We start from the raw sequence: 16,017 nt of genomic DNA, 5'->3' as shown, positions 1-16,017 counted from the left end.
AAACTGCATTTTTAGCTTATAAAGGCTGCTGCCAATGTATGGTTATTCGCCAAACTTGCCTCCAAAAACCAAGAAGCAGCCCAAAAAACTTGTCGTTTAGAGTACACCTGCGCTGTGCCTTCACTTCCCACCCAAAAGTTGTGATGGTGTTAATTGCCCTGCGCAGATCGATGAAGTATTCGCGATAAATATGGCGCCTCGTTACCCATGGTAATGGGTAAGAACCGCAATCAACAGCATACCCGGTCGCGGATAAGCCTTTTAAAATACGTAATTCGTGAAAGTGCCAGCAGACCGCTCGGCCATGAGGAAAACGGGTTGCGTTCCAGGGGGCCAGCAAAAGCTCCTTGTCGATCAAGACATGGACTTCTTCAGAAAATCGCTCTGTCCAATCATCCAGATATTTTTGGTCCCCGAACTTACCGTCTTCCGCGCGTGCATAACACCACTCTAAACAACGGGCTTCCCACCAACTTCGAACCGCTTCCCCACCGTCTCTTTTGAAAATCATAAACTGAACGCAATACTGACCGGAGGTTGCTGATCGGTCATACTCCGGGGCGTAAGCATGATCCGTTATCAACACTTGTTTGCCAGATTCTTCAAACTCACGAAAAATCTGCCTTGGATTTACACGAAACCATAAATCCGCATCAAGATAAGTCACACGCTGAACAGATGAATCAGCTGCAAAAACAAAACGAGGGGTAAATGGCGTGAGCGTCCAGCAATATTCCGCTACTGTGCGTTGCTGTTTAACGTGAATCAGTTCATCCGTCTCAAGTTTGCTTAATTGCAGTAATCGGACATTTGGAAGATCAAGGCACCCCAACGTCTCAAATACCTCATCATCCATACACAAGACCCATAGGGTATAAGTTCCTGCATGTCTCTCCATGGATAAATGCAGAGCAAGCCCCTGCGGCAAAAAGAGGCTGTCAAATAAGGTTACGTAATGCTCGTTCATTTGCCCTGAAAAGAATTTACAGCGGCTATAACAGCCGCTATGTCCTCATCCGACATTTGGGGATGACAAGGCAAAGAAAGACAAGTGTCGGCGTGACGTTTGCTGTTAACCAAGCCAAACGGATCATGGCGAAGATTACGACAAGGTTCTTGCATATGAATGGGAACGGGGTAATGAATAAATGTTTGGATCTGATTTTGTTGCAAATATGTTTGGAGTGCGTCACGGCAAGGGCAAGTCACAACGAATAAATGATAGACATGCGCGGATCGGGATTCGGGGAGTGCGGGGCAAGTGACATAGGGATTCTTGATACCATCAAAGTAAGCCGACGCAATTTGCCGCCGGCGCTCCGTAAAATCAGGCAACCACTTTAGTCGCGCCGCCAAAATAGCAGCCTGCATTTCATCTAACCGACTATTCAAGCCTAACTCCGGGTGCTGATATCGCACACTTTGTCCGTAGTTACGCAATTGGCTTGCTCTTACAGCCAATTTTTCATCATCTGTCACAATCATGCCGGCATCGCCTAACGCACCAAGATTCTTGGTCGGATAAAAACTATATGCCCCAATAATCCCAAAGCTACCAGCTGCTTTATCATTTAATGACGCCAAGTGTGCTTGCGCACAATCCTCAATAAGCGCAATCCCATAATTTGCACAAAATTCCGTCCACAAATCCATCGCACGAACCTGTCCGTATAGATGAACCAAGACTACCGCCTTGGTCTTGGATGAGACACAACGACTTGCACTTTCCAAAGACAGCAACGCGTTTTGAGGTTCTATATCGGCCAAAACCGGCGTGGCTCCCGCTCTGATAATTGCTAATACTGTAGCAAATGCGGTCATAGGCGTAGTGATAACCTCATCACCGAGCCCAACTCCGAGCGCACGTAAGCCAATCTCTATGGCATCCATTCCATTACCAACCCCAACACCATAACCTAAGCCGCAGGCTAAAGCCCATTGCTGCTCAAAAGCAGAAACTTCCTTGCCTAACACAAACCAACCTGACTCGATAACGCGCTTCGCAGCCCCCAGCATGGCCTCTTGTAACTCCGGAGTCTCGGCCTTAAAGTCATTCATCAAAATCATGCGTTAGCGTCCCAATAGTGGCGATGATGCTCAGAATAGTAAGCCATTGTATTTGCTAATCCTTCGCGCAAACCAATTGTTGGCTGCCAACCTAATTCAGCGGAAATTAGCGAAAAATCACTGTAATAGTCACCTATATCAATCGCTTTGCGTTCAGGCGGGAACGGTATCAGTTCATATACACCGCCATGGCCAAGTTCAATCATCATCTGCGCCAAATCTTTTAAGCCAATGACTTCCTTACTGCCCAAATTGTATACCTTGCCGTTGGCTTGCTCGCTTGCACCAGCCAGTAATAGGGCGCTAACGCAATCATCCACATAATTAAAATCCCTTAGTTGCAGCCCGTCTCCAAAAACCTTTATCGGATTACCTTCAATCAATAGCCTCACCCAAATTCCAAGAAATGTTTGACGAGCATCCTTCACGCGCATGCCGGGACCGTAGGTATTGGTTAAGCGTAAGGCGCAGGCCTGGATATCATAAACATTGTTATAGAGAAGGTGATACCACTCACCGGCCAATTTGTTAATGCCATTGACATCCACTGGACGAATTGGATGTTTCTCATCCACCGGCAGGTAATCCGGCTTTCCATAAAGTTGTCGAGTACTGGCAAAAACAATCTTGACACCGGGATTAACTTTGCGGCAAGCCTCTAATATGGAAAGCTGCGCGGTGGCATTGATTTCCAGGTCTGTGCGTGGATCGACCATAGAATCAAGATGACTTGTTTGCCCAGCCAAATTGAAAAGGTAATGCTGATTTTGCAGCAAATAGGCAAGCGCAAATGAATCGCGTACGTCACAAACATTTACGGAAACTCGGTCACGGATATCTGCAATGTTAAATGGATTGCCGCCATATTGTGGTATGAGGCTATCTACAAGCGTAACGTTCGCACCAAGCTCAACTAAAACCCGGGCAAGATTGGAGCCAATGAAACCCAGCCCCCCCGTAATTAATATTTTTTTACCTTCATATGTATTCAAGAAATTTTTTCCGCCAACACAATATTATCAAGAAATAGATCCGCGTTTACAGGCAACACTCGACTAAAAAAAATACCGCATAAATTAATTGTTGCCATCACGGAAACCGTTAAAAGTAGCTTACAGATTTTTGGAAAAGATTGGATAATCTTAAAAATGAAAGCGTTTGTCAGTTGAAACAAAACAGACGCATCGGCACAAGTTTTTCTATGCTCGATGATTCTAAACCCATGTTTTTCCAACAGGGCGCGTAATCCAAAACTGGAATATCGCGCGAAATCGTAAGGCTGCTCATGCTCGTCCCAAACAAATGGAACCGTAAGCAATAAGCTACCATTAGGCTTTAGCACCCGATTGAGTTGCTCTAGAAACTCATCAGGATTAAATACGTGCTCGAGAACTTGATTACAAAGGACTGAGTCGAACGATGCATCATCAAATGGGAATTTTTTACCATCATAAAAATAATCCGCAATATCCCTCTGCCTGGAAAAGACACTATCAATCTCTAAACCGATGTAGGCACTAACATTAAAAAGCTGTTTATAGGGCTTAGTACCACAACCTACATCAAGTAAAACTCCTCTCAATTTAGGAGCGAATTCTGTCATAGCGCGGTATAAACCCAAACGTGAAAAATAAAAAGGATTTACAAAAACACCTAGCCATCCGGGGGTGTACATTTCTTTAAAATAATATGATTTAAAAAGAATCACGATTCACGCCGCTGCAATAACATACCTTGAAAAGAGAATTCAAAGCCTTTATTGGAATAAACCGTCCCTTCTGGACAATTTATGTTGCCTATCGAGCACCAATCTTGATTTATTTTATTTAGAAATGCAGACTCAGAAAAAACCCACATCGGGTAACTAGCCTTGTAAATAGAAAGTGGCACACGCTGGATTAACAGTCTATCTTGCGCAAGTTTTGAAAAAGGCGTACGATCAATGATTAAAATTGACGCCCCTATAAACGGCAATTTTTTGATAACGTCAAACGGGGATTCCAGATACTGTAACACGCTAGATAAAAGAATTACATTTGGCTTATTCTCAGCTAAACATTCATCAATCGAATAATAAAATCGCAACATGTCGTCCTGAATATGAGTTCTTCCGGCTTCTACATAATGGGCTTGCTCGACTACATTCCATCGAACATTGGACAATGTACTGAGGATAATCCGGTGCTGAAAATAGCCACTCCCCAAAGCACCGCCAAAATCCAGCACATTTAACCTGCCTCCAGCTAGAGCCGCTGCCCACATCAATCCCGACAAACCTGGCCAAACGAAATCAACGTTATAAAAGAGCACGGAATCACGCTCGAAAAGCGCATCGCCACACTTAACTGTTAGTGTGGCATCCAGTACTCTTTTAAGTATATCGTCCGCAGAGTAACCAATGCACAACAAAGCGGATTCATCCCAGGTACTACCAGCATCATCAAAAACTATACCACCACCAAAATATCGGTTAAATTTACGAATTAGAATCAGAGGCAAGATTTTTTTTAAAAAAAAATTAAAATTTTTCACAACAACGTACATTTTTTATTAATAAAATAGAAAAATTCCACTAATCTTTGTTGAGCAAAAACTTCCCAAGAATACTTCTGTTTTATTCTGTTCGCGCCGATAGCACCCATATTGACTCTTTGTTCCGTTTCAACTAAAATCAATATTTTTTTTGCTAAATCCTTAAAGTCGTTCTTCTTGAATCTCATACCATTCCCTTCAAATCTATCGACATCTTCTACCGTGTCGTTCACAATAATAGGCAGGCCACACGCCATAGCATCTAACTGGCTAGTAGATTCTTGCAACGGCCACACACCTATATCTGAGCTATGATAAATATTTGGCAAATCTTTTGGCTCTACAAACGGCAGTGTAGTGCATCCTTTGCAATTCTGAAGCTGACTCTGATAATCAGCATCACCGCAGCCTATAAATAATCCTTTAATAAATACGTAACCAATTTCGTGTAAATAATCTATTGCTTGTCCCAGTATGAGTGGTCCTTTATCTGCCGTAAAGCGCCCCGTATAAACACAAACAATATCGGCATCACCAAACCCTAGCTTTTCTCTAAACCTTGTTACTGAGACTTCGTTTCGTTCAGAATTGAAAATACCAGTTTCGACAGAAAGACTAGCTAACTTACACTTATCACTAGGTATACAAAAATAATTTGTAATATTAAAATAAACGTCCGGCGCTATAGGGTAAAATATATCAACATTATTGATAACATCTTCCAGCCAAAAATGCCTATTGCTTATCCAGAACTTAACCTTACTAATCAAATTAGTCGGCGGGGAAAAAACCGAAGAATGCATTCGGCTTTCACAAAATAAACAGAAATTGTATTTTGGCTTTAACTTTGCTAATAACGCAGTTGTTAACAGGTTTATCTCAAAGCAGTATATAACATCTGGATTTAACTTCTTTATTTTTTCTTCCAAACCAATTATATTTATTCCGTAGCGAGAAACCTCAGAATAATTTCTATGTAACGTGAAATATAAATTTTTGAATACACCTGTTTTTGTTTGAGAATTTCCGAGCTTATTTTTATATACCTTATCGTAGTCAGTCGAGGTAGCATATACTTGCAAATTAGAAGTAACCAAATGCACTTCTTGATTTAGCTTCCCAAAAGCCATAGGCAAGAAATTTTCTGAATAGCCCATGCTCTCAGAATACCAATCTGATACTATTAAAATTTTCATACCTAAAGAATGCCTATTACCTCATCAGTCCCACACTATTTAAATAATCCGCAACACCCTGAGTGCATATTAAAAAGTTCTGATGATCGTTATTCCAAAGGCCAGACACCAAAGTTAAACTATTTTTAACTTCATCTATAGAAAAATATCTATAACTTAAACCTTCAAGCAACTTATTAATTTTATTTGCACTATCATCACTAATTATTTCCACCACGATTGACGGCAAGCTCACTTTTAATTCAGGATACATCGACTCCAGAACTGAAAATTCATGCCCCTCAACATCGATCTTAATTAAATCAACATTTTTTAGCGAATACTTATTTTGTAAATACTCATAGGGCTTAACATCAACGACAACCTCAATAATTTTAGTATCTCCAGCAACCTCAGGGTGTAGTTTATATCTATTATCGTTAATAGATGTCATATAATTTAATCTATCTTTCAGCATGAACATTGATGCGTTTCCATCATAATTTGACAACGCTATCCGTTCAACACTGACAGGAAAATTATTTTTTTTTATATTTAATTCCAATAACTCATAATTTATCTGTATTGGCTCGACCGCTATAATTTTCGCCGAACTGTTATTACTTTGAGAAATTAGACTAAATACACCAGTATTCGCTCCGACATCTAATATTAAATGAGCTCGTTTTGACAAAGCAGCCCAAATCTTAAGAGACTGCCTTTCCCATCGACCATAAAGACCATACTTATATAATTCAGATTCTATAAAGCTATCTTTTCTCCAAAACATTTCAATACACTTACCAGAACCATGATCATACAACTTTATAAATCTTTCTTTTTCTGGCTCACGATATTTCTTAAAAAAAATTGATAGCATTACTTTTATAAAACTTTTAACCATATTTATTTTTTCTTAAAAAAGTTGCCTCAGTAAAATGTAAGCTATATGGTAATATCCCAGCAACAGATGCTTATCGACTAGTCACGATAATAATAACGAAAAGCATACCATAATTTCTTTAAGTCACTTTCCATTATATAAAACAAACACGCCGACCGAAAATACGAAGCCGAATATTCAAATATTCACGTACTGTTTCTTTTTGATTAGAATAAAAATATAATATAAATTAAACTGCACTGCGCTTACAAGCACACCAACAACTGAAACCCCTAGAATACCATAGAGCTTTGATCCAAAATAATTTAGCGGCAAACTGATGCACGCAACAAACACACCGAATAAAATAGTCAGAAAAGTCATATTCCAGTATATAACATAATTACTTAATAAACCGGTAAGCCCTGAAATAATACATGTAATCATTGCATAAGGTAGAATCCGCAAGACACCTGAGTATTTTTCATCTATTATTTCAAAGAATATCGCCATAAACAAACCAAACCATATAAAAAGCGCAATAGCAACAAACACTCCACCTAAAACTAGAAATGTTTTTTTCGTTTTAGCCAGATTCAGAGACACATCTTTTTCCTTTAAGAACAAAGGAAGCCAAACATTTTGGAATGCCGAAAAAACAATAGTAATTATATTCGCTAAAGTGAATGACAAATAGTAAACCGACAAATCAGCTAACGAGCAATATTTCTCAATAAAATATTTATCAGAAAAATTAACAAAAACCCCCAATATAGCCGAGCCCATTATTGGCAACCCTATTTTCAAAGCTTTTACTGCCAACCCTAAATTTACCTTTGGACACATAACATTAATATAAAAATGAAAAAAAAATGTAAGTGCGAATATTTCACTGAATAAATATGCTTTTGCACGTATATCAGCCTTATCACCTGACAACCAGTACATTGCACAGACTCCAACTACAGTGCCGATTATAAAGCGAGATAGGTTATATAACTGTTGCTCAGCAACAAGCTCCTCCGCCATAAAAAAATACAATAACATGCATGAGTACACTGAGCTTATCATGCCAATTAATATTAGCCATCTATAATGATGATAAGCAATAGATTTAGAAAATAAACTCTTAACAAGAACATCATCCCAACCAAAAAAGTATAATGGAGCAAGAAATATTATTAAAAAAACAATTAAAATAACATTAATTGTATACAATAAAGACGCCCTTTCTTCACTACGCAAACTATGATATAGCTTTATCTGAGAAACATATAATCCAAAATTAAGAACTAGCCCAAAAGTACCTATAACTGACAACATATAATTGAATACAGCGTATTCTTCTTGCGTCATCAAATGCAGATATATCGGCAAAAAAATTATCCCTGAAGCTTTAACAAAGCCATCAACACTAAATAACTTTATAAAACGCCTTAGAACAATACTCTCTTTATACTCAAATATAAATTTTTTAAGAATTCTCAATTTTTTCGCCAGCTATTATTTTAATACCGGTTTACACAATAAAAAATTAAAGCGAATAATATTTAATACATTAATTAATTGCTTTTAATTACCAAACAACATACCTCGCTCGATTAAATAAATATACAAGAAAATAGCGGACAAAATATAGCGCTACTCCTAGCTGGCATAGCCATGAAACAGGATAGTGAAACTTGAATAAAGTAATAACATCTCGCAGATTGCGATGGGATCTAGTGCTGGTCAAAGAATGCATAAATCCAAAAATGCTAAGCCTAGCTGGATTACTAGCCTGACTGGTGCTATGCGAATCAATATCCACGAATACATGAGGCGCTACATTAAGCGAAATTTGCTGCTTTCTGGCACGTAAATAAAAATCATGGTCGGCACCATAATGTGGCAAGCGTTTTTCGTCGAACAAGCCTATTTTGTTAAATACCGCAACGGGAACTAGCGCTCCTCTGCCGCCAACGATTAGTTTGACGGGGATAACATCTTGGGTGAGCATCTTAGCGCTGAGTTTCTTGGGGCCTGTTATCGTGGAAAACCCCAACAAAAAGCAGGTACTGGGACTGATAGACGTGATTTGTCCGCTTTGCCAATCGCGCTGTACTGGAGCAATAATGGCTTCGGGATATGCTTCAGTTGATTGGACCAGGTAACCCACAGTATCCGGCGCCACATAGCAATCGTCGTTTAGCAACATCACATAGTCCGCGCCACGCTCTATAGCCGCACGAATCCCCAAATTGGTTGCGCCAGTCCACCAAAGTTCGGATGAACCTTCCAAGCGAATCACATCTGGAAAATCCTTAGCCAGGCCAATCCGCGTGGTGTCATTGGTGCCATGATCGACTACCAAAACAGTAAACGTACGATATTGGCTTGCGGCCAAGGCCTCCAAACAACGCCGGGTTTGCGTGTAGCCATTAAAGTCGGTAATGACGATAAAAAGATTTTTCATCCGGCAAGTTTAGTCAAAGCTTCATAAAGTTTTTGACCAATTAATCGCCAAGCTAACTCTTCTGGAAACAAAGCTATTTCTGGGGTCTGAAGCTGTGAGAGGATTGCTTTTGCCATATCGACTGTATCGGGATCGCAAATAGATGACGGTGCATCTTTAAAGATCTGTTCGTGATTGGAAACCCGTGTAGCTACAACTGGTTTTCCGCAAGCAAGGTATTCCGCAATCTTGCATGCGCCGGACATACTATTGAATGTATCATCGGCATACGGCACGCATACCACGTCACAAGCCTGTATAAGTTTTGGTATGTCTGATTGTTCCAACTCACCAAAATAGTCTATCCACGGCTCGTCAAAGCATACATCCGTTACTCGTCCGGCCAATACAAGACGCAAATTCGGCAGAGCCGATCTGGCTCGTCGACAGGCTTCGATCAGAAGCGGTCCTCGGGACGGCGTAATTGAACCGAAATAACCAACCAATGGAATATCGGTCACCAGTTTCATCGCCAGTCTGGCCCGTAAATGATCACCTTTATTGAATAAGGCCGTATCAACTCCATTTTCGATTAATAGGGCATTTTGGTTAAGTTGGGTAAGGACTTTTTGTAACAGAGGTTGGCTTGCACATAAAACCAAATCGGCTTTCTTAACCGTATGATCAAACAGCAAAGCGAGTCCTTTAAATCGGTTGATCCGAAAAGACGGGTAATAATCATACACATCGTAGACAAATGGCACTCCAAGTCTTCTTGCTATCCAAAGCCCTAGGTAACCAATGTAAATGTCGCCACTTGCGATGAGAACATCCGGTTTGGCAATACAAGCATTGCGATAGGCATCCAGAAGAAATCGAGGTATCTTGCTTGCCGTTGCTGGAATGGTATGAAAAGAAACACCCGCTTCGTTAACGCTTATTTCTGTGTTATTTCGATAGTCAATGGCATCAACAAAAACATCGCTACCATGGGTCACCCATTGTTTCGGCAAATGGTAAAGCCGCCCAAAGCGATCATGAATTAGATCTTTGTTGGTGTAATACCGCTTACACAGGAAGTAGATGTTCATTACCGCTTAACTACTCTATGACTGTCGGCTATAAATTGCGACAAACTTACTGGCGATCTCTTTCCAATCATAAGGTTCGGCAGCCAGCCTCCCAAATGCGCACAGTCCTTTTCTTAAAGTTTCATCCACCAATAGCTGCTCAATCGCCTTTGAAAGCGATTTTGTTTGCTTAGGATCAACTAACAACCCCGTTTTTCCATGCTCAATTATTTCGGCAACGCCACCAGTGCGCGTACTTATCACAGCAGTGCCGCTAGCCATCGCTTCCAATAAAATTACACCTTGGCCTTCCGTATCGCCATTGCTGTCGACAATTGATGGGGCGATGAAAATATCAGCTGCCGCATAGTAGTCCGGTAAGATGGCGTTCGGAAATCTGCCGTGAAAAACCACCTTATCTTCAATCTTTAAATCAACCGCTAACATTTTTAAACGTTCACGCTCGATGCCATCGCCAATAATCCATAATTCAATGCGATCAAGTAGGTTTTTAGGCAAATCAGCAACCGCCACTATCAGATCGGCCACGCCTTTTTTTTCAACCAAGCGCCCGACAAATAATAGAATTGTTTTTTGCTGATTGTTTGGCTTGAGAATAGCTTTTGCATTGCCGGCCGCAAATTTTTCATAGTCTATGCCCATGGGAATAATCTGCGGCTTGGGCAAATCCGGGCCTACGGCATCGGCAGTGGCTTCGGTGTTGCTGGTCCAAGCTGCGCAATGCTTTATGGTCCAGCGTTTGATAGCCCCTAAAACGCTACCTCGCAACGCAAAAGCGTCACCACCGTGCGCGGTCACCAACACCGGGATTTTGAACAGCTTGCCTAACAATACCGCTACCGTGCCTTGCGGGAAAATCCAGTGGGCGTGTATCAACGACGGCCGGCGGGCAACCATAATCGCGGCCGCAGTAATAAACATAGACAGAATGAAAAAAGGCACCTGCAACAACAACCAAGGCGCGGTTCGCAAGTTGGGTAAAATCCCTGAGCCGTAAGCTAACATTTGCCACTTACGCGGCCAAAAATAACGAAAATGGCGACAAACTATGCCGTCAGGCTGCGTAGTAGGGATTGCTTCCGGATGATCCGGTGAGAGGATATAAAGATTAACTTTCTGGTTTGCCAGAGCTTCCGCCAAATAGCGCAAGAAAACCGATGCACTGTCGTCTTTACTGCGTGGATAACTTGATGTCAGCCAAAGCACCTTAATCGGCTGGTCCTTGGCTGACAGGGCACTCATACAGAGTTTTGGCGCTAACGAACCAAACTCAACAACACGCCCGCCGCGACTGCTGAGCCGATCACACCAGCCACATTCGGTCCCATCGCGTGCATTAACAAAAAGTTGTGCGGGTTACTTTCCAAACCAATTTTATTAGCCACCCGCGCTGCCATGGGCACGGCGGAAACGCCGGCAGCACCAATCAACGGATTGATAGGCGTACTGCTGAAACGGTTCATGACTTTGGCCATCAGCACACCACTTGCAGTACCGATAGAAAAAGCGACTGCGCCCAGGCCTAAAATACCCAGTGTCTCCATTTTCAAAAACGCCTCGGCACTCAGCTTGGAGCCGACCGACAAACCCAGGAATATCGTGACTATATTGATCAATTCGTTTTGCGCGGTTTTACTCAGTCTTTCGACCACGCCGCTGGCGTTCATCAAGTTACCCAAACAAAACATGCCCACCAGCGGTGCAGCAGAAGGCAGCAACATGGCGGTCAACACCAGCAACATCAAAGGAAATACGATTTTCTCGGCCTTGCTAACCACTCTAAGTTGTTGCATTTCTATCCGCCGCTCTTGCTCGCTGGTCAGCGCGCGCATAATGGGCGGTTGAATCAAGGGTACTAATGCCATGTAAGAATACGCGGCCACCGCAATCGCTCCCAACAATTCCGGAGCCAATTTGGAAGCCACATAGATCGCAGTGGGGCCGTCAGCACCACCGATGATGGCAATCGCCGCCGCCTGCTTAAGCGTAAAATCCATACCTGGAACGGCATTCAACGCCAACGCGCCGAATAGAGTCGCGAATATCCCGAATTGGGCGGCGGCCCCTAAAAACAAAGTTTTAGGGTTAGCCAACATCGGGCCGAAATCGGTCATCGCCCCGACGCCCATAAAAATCAGTAGCGGAAAGATGCCTGCCTTGATACCACCATATAGGTAATAAAGGATGCCGCCTTCGTCTATCATGCCGGCCACCGGAATGTTGCTCAGCACCGCGCCAAATCCTATCGGCAATAGCAGCAAAGGTTCAAAGCCTTTTTTGATAGCCAGATACAACAGCAAAAACCCCACCGCCATCATAATGACTTGCGGCCCGGTAACGTTATAGATACCCGTGCTTTCCCACAACAGTCTAAGATTTTCCATGGATTATGTATTCAATCGGTTGTTTGATCAGAATCACCGCCATCGCACCCGCCAGTAGCGTGGCGCGAATCGCTGATCAGCGAATTACTTAGATCCCGGGCCTAAGCTAACGGCCCGAGACCACGTTAAACGATAAGAAATATTACAAGGTGACCAATACATCGCCGACCGCCACGGAATCCCCCTGACGAACGTTTACCGCGCTGACGATACCGGCTACTTTGGCGCGGATCTCAGTTTCCATTTTCATCGCTTCCATAATCAAAACGACATCGCCTTCGGAGAGATGAGAGCCTACATTGACATTGACTTTAAGCACCACGCCAGCCAGCGGCGATTCCACAACACCACTGCCGCTGACGATAGGCGCAGTGGCTGCCAACATGGGGCCGCTGTCCAAAACGGACTGTACTGTAACCGGTTTAACGACTAAGTCGGCACCGCCGGATGCCACCGCTACGTGATAGTTTTTGCCGTCGACGTTAACAGTGTAGGTCTCTGCGACCACGGCTTTCTGGGTAACGGCGGGCACTGACGCTGTCGCGCTCTCTGCTCCCGGTTTAGGTTCAAAAGCCTCCGGGTTACCGCGGTTTTGAATGAATTTCCAGCCGACTTGCGCAAACAAACCATCAATAAGCGCATCTTCTTCAACACTGTCGGCCAGTTTCACGCCTTCCGCCGCGGCTTTGGCTTTTACATCTGCCACCAGTTTGTCCATCTCGGCTTCCAGCAAATCCGCCGGTCGGCATGTGATCGGTTCGGCGCCGTTCAGCACGCGCGCCTGCAATTCTTTATCGACTGGGGCTGGCGTTGCGCCGTATTCGCCTTTCAATACACCGGCGGTTTCCTTGCTGATCGTTTTGTAGCGCTCGCCGGCTAGCACATTCAACACGGCCTGAGTACCGACAATTTGCGAAGTGGGCGTGACCAGCGGGATGTAACCCAGGTCTTTACGCACTAACGGAATTTCCTGCAGCACCGCATCGAAACGATCTGCCGCGCCCTGCTCCCGCAATTGACTTTCCATATTGGTTAGCATGCCGCCCGGCACTTGCGAGACCAAAATCCGGCCATCCACGCCTTTTAGGCTGCCTTCAAATTGCGCATATTTTTTGCGCACTTCTCGGAAATAAGCGGCGATTTTTTCCAGCTTGGCTAAATCCAGACCGGTTTCGCGCTTTTGGCCGGCCATGGCCGCCACTATGGTTTCAGTGGGGCTGTGACCGTAGGTCATGCTCAACGACGAGATGGCGGTATCGACATTGTCGACGCCTGCCTCAACAGCCTTGATGTATGTACCGACACTTAAACCGGTGGTAGCGTGGCATTGCATATGGATTGGAATCGCCACGGCTTTTTTTAGTTTGCTGATCAGCTCGTAAGCATCGTAAGGCGTCAACAAACCGGCCATATCCTTGATACAGATAGAGTGCGCACCCATGTCCTCAATTTGCTTGCCCTGCTCAACCCATTTCTTGATGGTATGCACCGGACTGGTGGTGTAGGAAATAGTGCCTTGGGCATGGGCATCGGTATGTAGCACGGCTTTGATGGCGCGGTCGATATTGCGCATATCGTTCATCGCATCGAAAATCCGAAATACGTCTATACCGTTGACCACGCAACGCTCGACGAATTTATCGACCACATCGTCCGCATAATGCCGGTAGCCCAAAATATTTTGCCCGCGGAACAGCATTTGTTGCGGGGTATTGGGCATGGCTTTTTTTAACAGCCGTAAACGCTCCCAAGGATCTTCGCCCAAATAGCGAATACACGCATCAAAGGTGGCGCCCCCCCAGGATTCGATAGACCAGTAACCGATTTGATCAAGCTGCTCGCAAATTGGCAACATGTCTTCGATACGTAGCCGGGTCGCCAGAATTGACTGATGGGCGTCACGTAATACCACCTCAGTAATTCCTAGGGGCTTATTTACCTTTTCCACTCTTTTCTCCTAATGACGTTTTTGGGCCGAGCACTGCTACCTTGTGGGTATGATTATCCGTGTTTATGTTTTTTGCGGTACTGATGAACAGCTGCGGTAATAGCAGCGATAACGGCTTTATCGTTGCCTGCCACGACAGGTTGATCCGAAAACTTGGCAGGCATTTCCGGAAAATAGCGGCGTACCAGCCGGGACATCACATTGATAGCCACGATCAACATGGCCAAAAATGCGTAAACCATACCCATGCCTATCAACATCAGCTCAATCCCTGAGGACAGCATTTCGTTCATGTGTTTCGTCCAAATGATTAAAAACTGTGTTCATTATCGCCAAAACCACCGGATTAAACAATCCTGAGCGGGGCGCAGGGTTTAATTGCCCTAGCCGGCGTAAGGCAAAACAAGATTATTAGACGGTCGTCTTAAGTAGTCTGACGCTAACTGAATAAGATCATCAATGAGGATGGACTGGCGCCGATTTATTAAGCGGCCGATTGCAAATAGCTCAACACCTCGGCAATATGGGCTTTAACCTGCACCTTACGCCACTCCTTGACCAACACACCTGCTTCGTCGATCAGGAAAGTGCTGCGCTCTATACCCCGCACTTGCTTGCCGTACATGTTTTTCATTTTGATGACATCAAATAAATTGCAAAGGCTCTCGTCCTGATCTGATAACAAATCAAACGGAAACTCTTGTTTACATTTAAATCCCTCGTGCATTTTCACGCTATCACGGGATACACCGAGGATAACGGCATTTAATTGATTGAACTGTTCGATATTATCCCTAAAGCCTTGACCTTCCTGGGTACAGCCGGGGGTGTTGTCCTTAGGATAAAAATATAAAACGACTTTTTTGCCGCGATAGTCGCTCAGTTTGACGGTTTTTCCGCCGGTTGCGGCAATTTCAAAATCGGGAACGGCGGAGCCGAGAGTAGCTAAGGTCATCAGATCACCTTTTGATGGGTTCGAGAATAGCGTCGATGTTCAAGCTGTCGCAAAAATCCAGAAATTCTTCACGCAGCGATAAAATGCGCACTTCCGGCGGCACCAGCAATACATATTTGGTGGAGAACACCGGCGTGTTAAAAAACGCCGCTTGATGGCGGCTGGCAGTCACTTCTTCGATAGAAATGCCTCTGTCCAATAAAAACGAAGTCACCGCGAACAGTACGTCGTTTTTATCCATGGAAATGGTTTCCAATGTGTAAGGCACCCCCTCCAATACTGGCGGGATTTCATCCGGCCGTAAAAAACTCATCTGAATTTCGAATCGAACTTTTATCGCTTCCAGCATACCTTCCAGCTTGGCGATATGATTCCAATTGCCGGCTATCAGCAGATAAGCCGCAGTGATTTGGGTCAGGTTGGACGTGCGCAGTTCCACGACACTGCATTGACAGGCACTCAGGGCCGAGAGGATTTCCGCGATAAAACCGTTGGACTTGCCGCCCAACACTGTGATTGCAAGTTGCATAATGTAAGTCCTTGAATAC

16 protein-coding genes are annotated in these 16,017 nt (G+C 43.8%); all 16 read right to left on the bottom strand.

Annotation, left to right across the window (positions count from 1 at the left end; genetic code table 11):
• Window positions 1-16: 16 nt before the first annotated feature.
• The 16 genes from JL719_RS10340 to JL719_RS10265 all read right to left on the bottom strand — a co-directional run bounded on the left by JL719_RS10340 (window position 17) and on the right by JL719_RS10265 (window position 15,998).
• Window positions 17-967 carry a hypothetical protein gene (locus JL719_RS10340; RefSeq protein ID WP_051669942.1) on the bottom strand — a complete coding sequence of 317 codons (951 nt, stop codon included), beginning with the start codon at window positions 965-967 and terminating at the stop codon, window positions 17-19.
• Window positions 964-2,067, bottom strand: a complete 1,104-nt coding sequence (locus JL719_RS10335; protein WP_033156507.1) for a DegT/DnrJ/EryC1/StrS family aminotransferase — start codon at window positions 2,065-2,067, stop codon at window positions 964-966. Before JL719_RS10335 ends, JL719_RS10340 begins: the two co-directional genes overlap by 4 nt.
• Window positions 2,064-3,059: an NAD-dependent epimerase/dehydratase family protein gene (locus JL719_RS10330; protein ID WP_033156508.1), complete on the bottom strand. Its 996-nt coding sequence runs from the start codon at window positions 3,057-3,059 to the stop codon at window positions 2,064-2,066. The genes JL719_RS10335 and JL719_RS10330 overlap by 4 nt, the downstream gene beginning before the upstream one ends.
• Window positions 3,056-3,775 carry a class I SAM-dependent methyltransferase gene (locus JL719_RS10325; RefSeq protein WP_201799029.1) on the bottom strand — a complete coding sequence of 240 codons (720 nt, stop codon included), beginning with the start codon at window positions 3,773-3,775 and terminating at the stop codon, window positions 3,056-3,058. The genes JL719_RS10330 and JL719_RS10325 overlap by 4 nt, the downstream gene beginning before the upstream one ends.
• Window positions 3,772-4,611, bottom strand: coding sequence for a methyltransferase, TIGR04325 family (locus tag JL719_RS10320; protein WP_051669943.1), 840 nt, complete (start codon window positions 4,609-4,611; stop codon window positions 3,772-3,774). The genes JL719_RS10325 and JL719_RS10320 overlap by 4 nt, the downstream gene beginning before the upstream one ends.
• Window positions 4,596-5,795, bottom strand: a complete 1,200-nt coding sequence (locus JL719_RS10315; protein WP_033156509.1) for a glycosyltransferase family 4 protein — start codon at window positions 5,793-5,795, stop codon at window positions 4,596-4,598. Before JL719_RS10315 ends, JL719_RS10320 begins: the two co-directional genes overlap by 16 nt.
• Window positions 5,796-5,811: 16 nt before the next feature.
• Window positions 5,812-6,678, bottom strand: a complete 867-nt coding sequence (locus JL719_RS10310) for an FkbM family methyltransferase (RefSeq protein ID WP_033156510.1) — start codon at window positions 6,676-6,678, stop codon at window positions 5,812-5,814.
• 177 nt (window positions 6,679-6,855) lie between these two features.
• A complete protein-coding gene (locus JL719_RS10305; protein WP_033156511.1) occupies window positions 6,856-8,145 on the bottom strand; it encodes a lipopolysaccharide biosynthesis protein in 1,290 nt (429 codons plus the stop codon).
• Window positions 8,146-8,233: 88 nt separating this feature from the next.
• Window positions 8,234-9,112 (bottom strand): glycosyltransferase family 2 protein, encoded by an 879-nt coding sequence (locus JL719_RS10300; protein ID WP_033156512.1) that lies wholly within the window; start codon window positions 9,110-9,112, stop codon window positions 8,234-8,236.
• A complete protein-coding gene (locus JL719_RS10295; RefSeq protein ID WP_033156513.1) occupies window positions 9,109-10,182 on the bottom strand; it encodes a glycosyltransferase in 1,074 nt (357 codons plus the stop codon). The genes JL719_RS10300 and JL719_RS10295 overlap by 4 nt, the downstream gene beginning before the upstream one ends.
• A gap of 15 nt (window positions 10,183-10,197) precedes the next feature.
• A complete protein-coding gene (locus JL719_RS10290) occupies window positions 10,198-11,424 on the bottom strand; it encodes a glycosyltransferase (RefSeq protein ID WP_033156514.1) in 1,227 nt (408 codons plus the stop codon).
• Between the two features lie 14 nt (window positions 11,425-11,438).
• On the bottom strand, window positions 11,439-12,566 hold the full coding sequence (locus tag JL719_RS10285) for a sodium ion-translocating decarboxylase subunit beta (protein WP_033156515.1): 1,128 nt from the start codon (window positions 12,564-12,566) through the stop codon (window positions 11,439-11,441).
• A gap of 142 nt (window positions 12,567-12,708) precedes the next feature.
• Complete coding sequence (oadA, locus tag JL719_RS10280; protein ID WP_033156516.1) at window positions 12,709-14,514, bottom strand: sodium-extruding oxaloacetate decarboxylase subunit alpha; 1,806 nt, start codon at window positions 14,512-14,514, stop codon at window positions 12,709-12,711.
• 53 nt (window positions 14,515-14,567) lie between these two features.
• Window positions 14,568-14,807 (bottom strand): OadG family protein, encoded by a 240-nt coding sequence (locus JL719_RS10275; RefSeq protein ID WP_033156517.1) that lies wholly within the window; start codon window positions 14,805-14,807, stop codon window positions 14,568-14,570.
• Between the two features lie 191 nt (window positions 14,808-14,998).
• Window positions 14,999-15,469, bottom strand: coding sequence for a peroxiredoxin (locus JL719_RS10270; protein WP_033156518.1), 471 nt, complete (start codon window positions 15,467-15,469; stop codon window positions 14,999-15,001).
• A 4-nt stretch (window positions 15,470-15,473) separates the two neighbouring features.
• Window positions 15,474-15,998, bottom strand: a complete 525-nt coding sequence (locus tag JL719_RS10265; protein ID WP_033156519.1) for a glycine cleavage system transcriptional repressor — start codon at window positions 15,996-15,998, stop codon at window positions 15,474-15,476.
• Window positions 15,999-16,017: the final 19 nt, after the last annotated feature.

The organism is Methylomonas sp. LW13 (assembly GCF_016865255.1).
Classification (GTDB): Bacteria; Pseudomonadota; Gammaproteobacteria; order Methylococcales; family Methylomonadaceae; genus Methylomonas.
This window is presented reverse-complemented; position numbering and strand designations above follow the sequence as displayed.

Excerpts from the sequence above, each read along its gene's own strand:
- JL719_RS10340 (WP_051669942.1), bottom strand. The coding sequence starts at position 967 with ATGAACGAGCATTACGTAACCTTATTTGACAGCCTCTTTTTGCCGCAG.
- JL719_RS10335 (WP_033156507.1), bottom strand. The coding sequence starts at position 2,067 with ATGATTTTGATGAATGACTTTAAGGCCGAGACTCCGGAGTTACAAGAG.
- JL719_RS10320 (WP_051669943.1), bottom strand. The coding sequence starts at position 4,611 with ATGTACGTTGTTGTGAAAAATTTTAATTTTTTTTTAAAAAAAATCTTG.
- JL719_RS10315 (WP_033156509.1), bottom strand. The coding sequence starts at position 5,795 with ATGAAAATTTTAATAGTATCAGATTGGTATTCTGAGAGCATGGGCTAT.
- JL719_RS10310 (WP_033156510.1), bottom strand. The coding sequence starts at position 6,678 with ATGGTTAAAAGTTTTATAAAAGTAATGCTATCAATTTTTTTTAAGAAA.
- JL719_RS10300 (WP_033156512.1), bottom strand. The coding sequence starts at position 9,112 with ATGAAAAATCTTTTTATCGTCATTACCGACTTTAATGGCTACACGCAA.
- JL719_RS10295 (WP_033156513.1), bottom strand. The coding sequence starts at position 10,182 with ATGAACATCTACTTCCTGTGTAAGCGGTATTACACCAACAAAGATCTA.
- JL719_RS10290 (WP_033156514.1), bottom strand. The coding sequence starts at position 11,424 with ATGAGTGCCCTGTCAGCCAAGGACCAGCCGATTAAGGTGCTTTGGCTG.
- JL719_RS10285 (WP_033156515.1), bottom strand. The coding sequence starts at position 12,566 with ATGGAAAATCTTAGACTGTTGTGGGAAAGCACGGGTATCTATAACGTT.
- JL719_RS10275 (WP_033156517.1), bottom strand. The coding sequence starts at position 14,807 with ATGAACGAAATGCTGTCCTCAGGGATTGAGCTGATGTTGATAGGCATG.
- JL719_RS10270 (WP_033156518.1), bottom strand. The coding sequence starts at position 15,469 with ATGACCTTAGCTACTCTCGGCTCCGCCGTTCCCGATTTTGAAATTGCC.
- JL719_RS10265 (WP_033156519.1), bottom strand. The coding sequence starts at position 15,998 with ATGCAACTTGCAATCACAGTGTTGGGCGGCAAGTCCAACGGTTTTATC.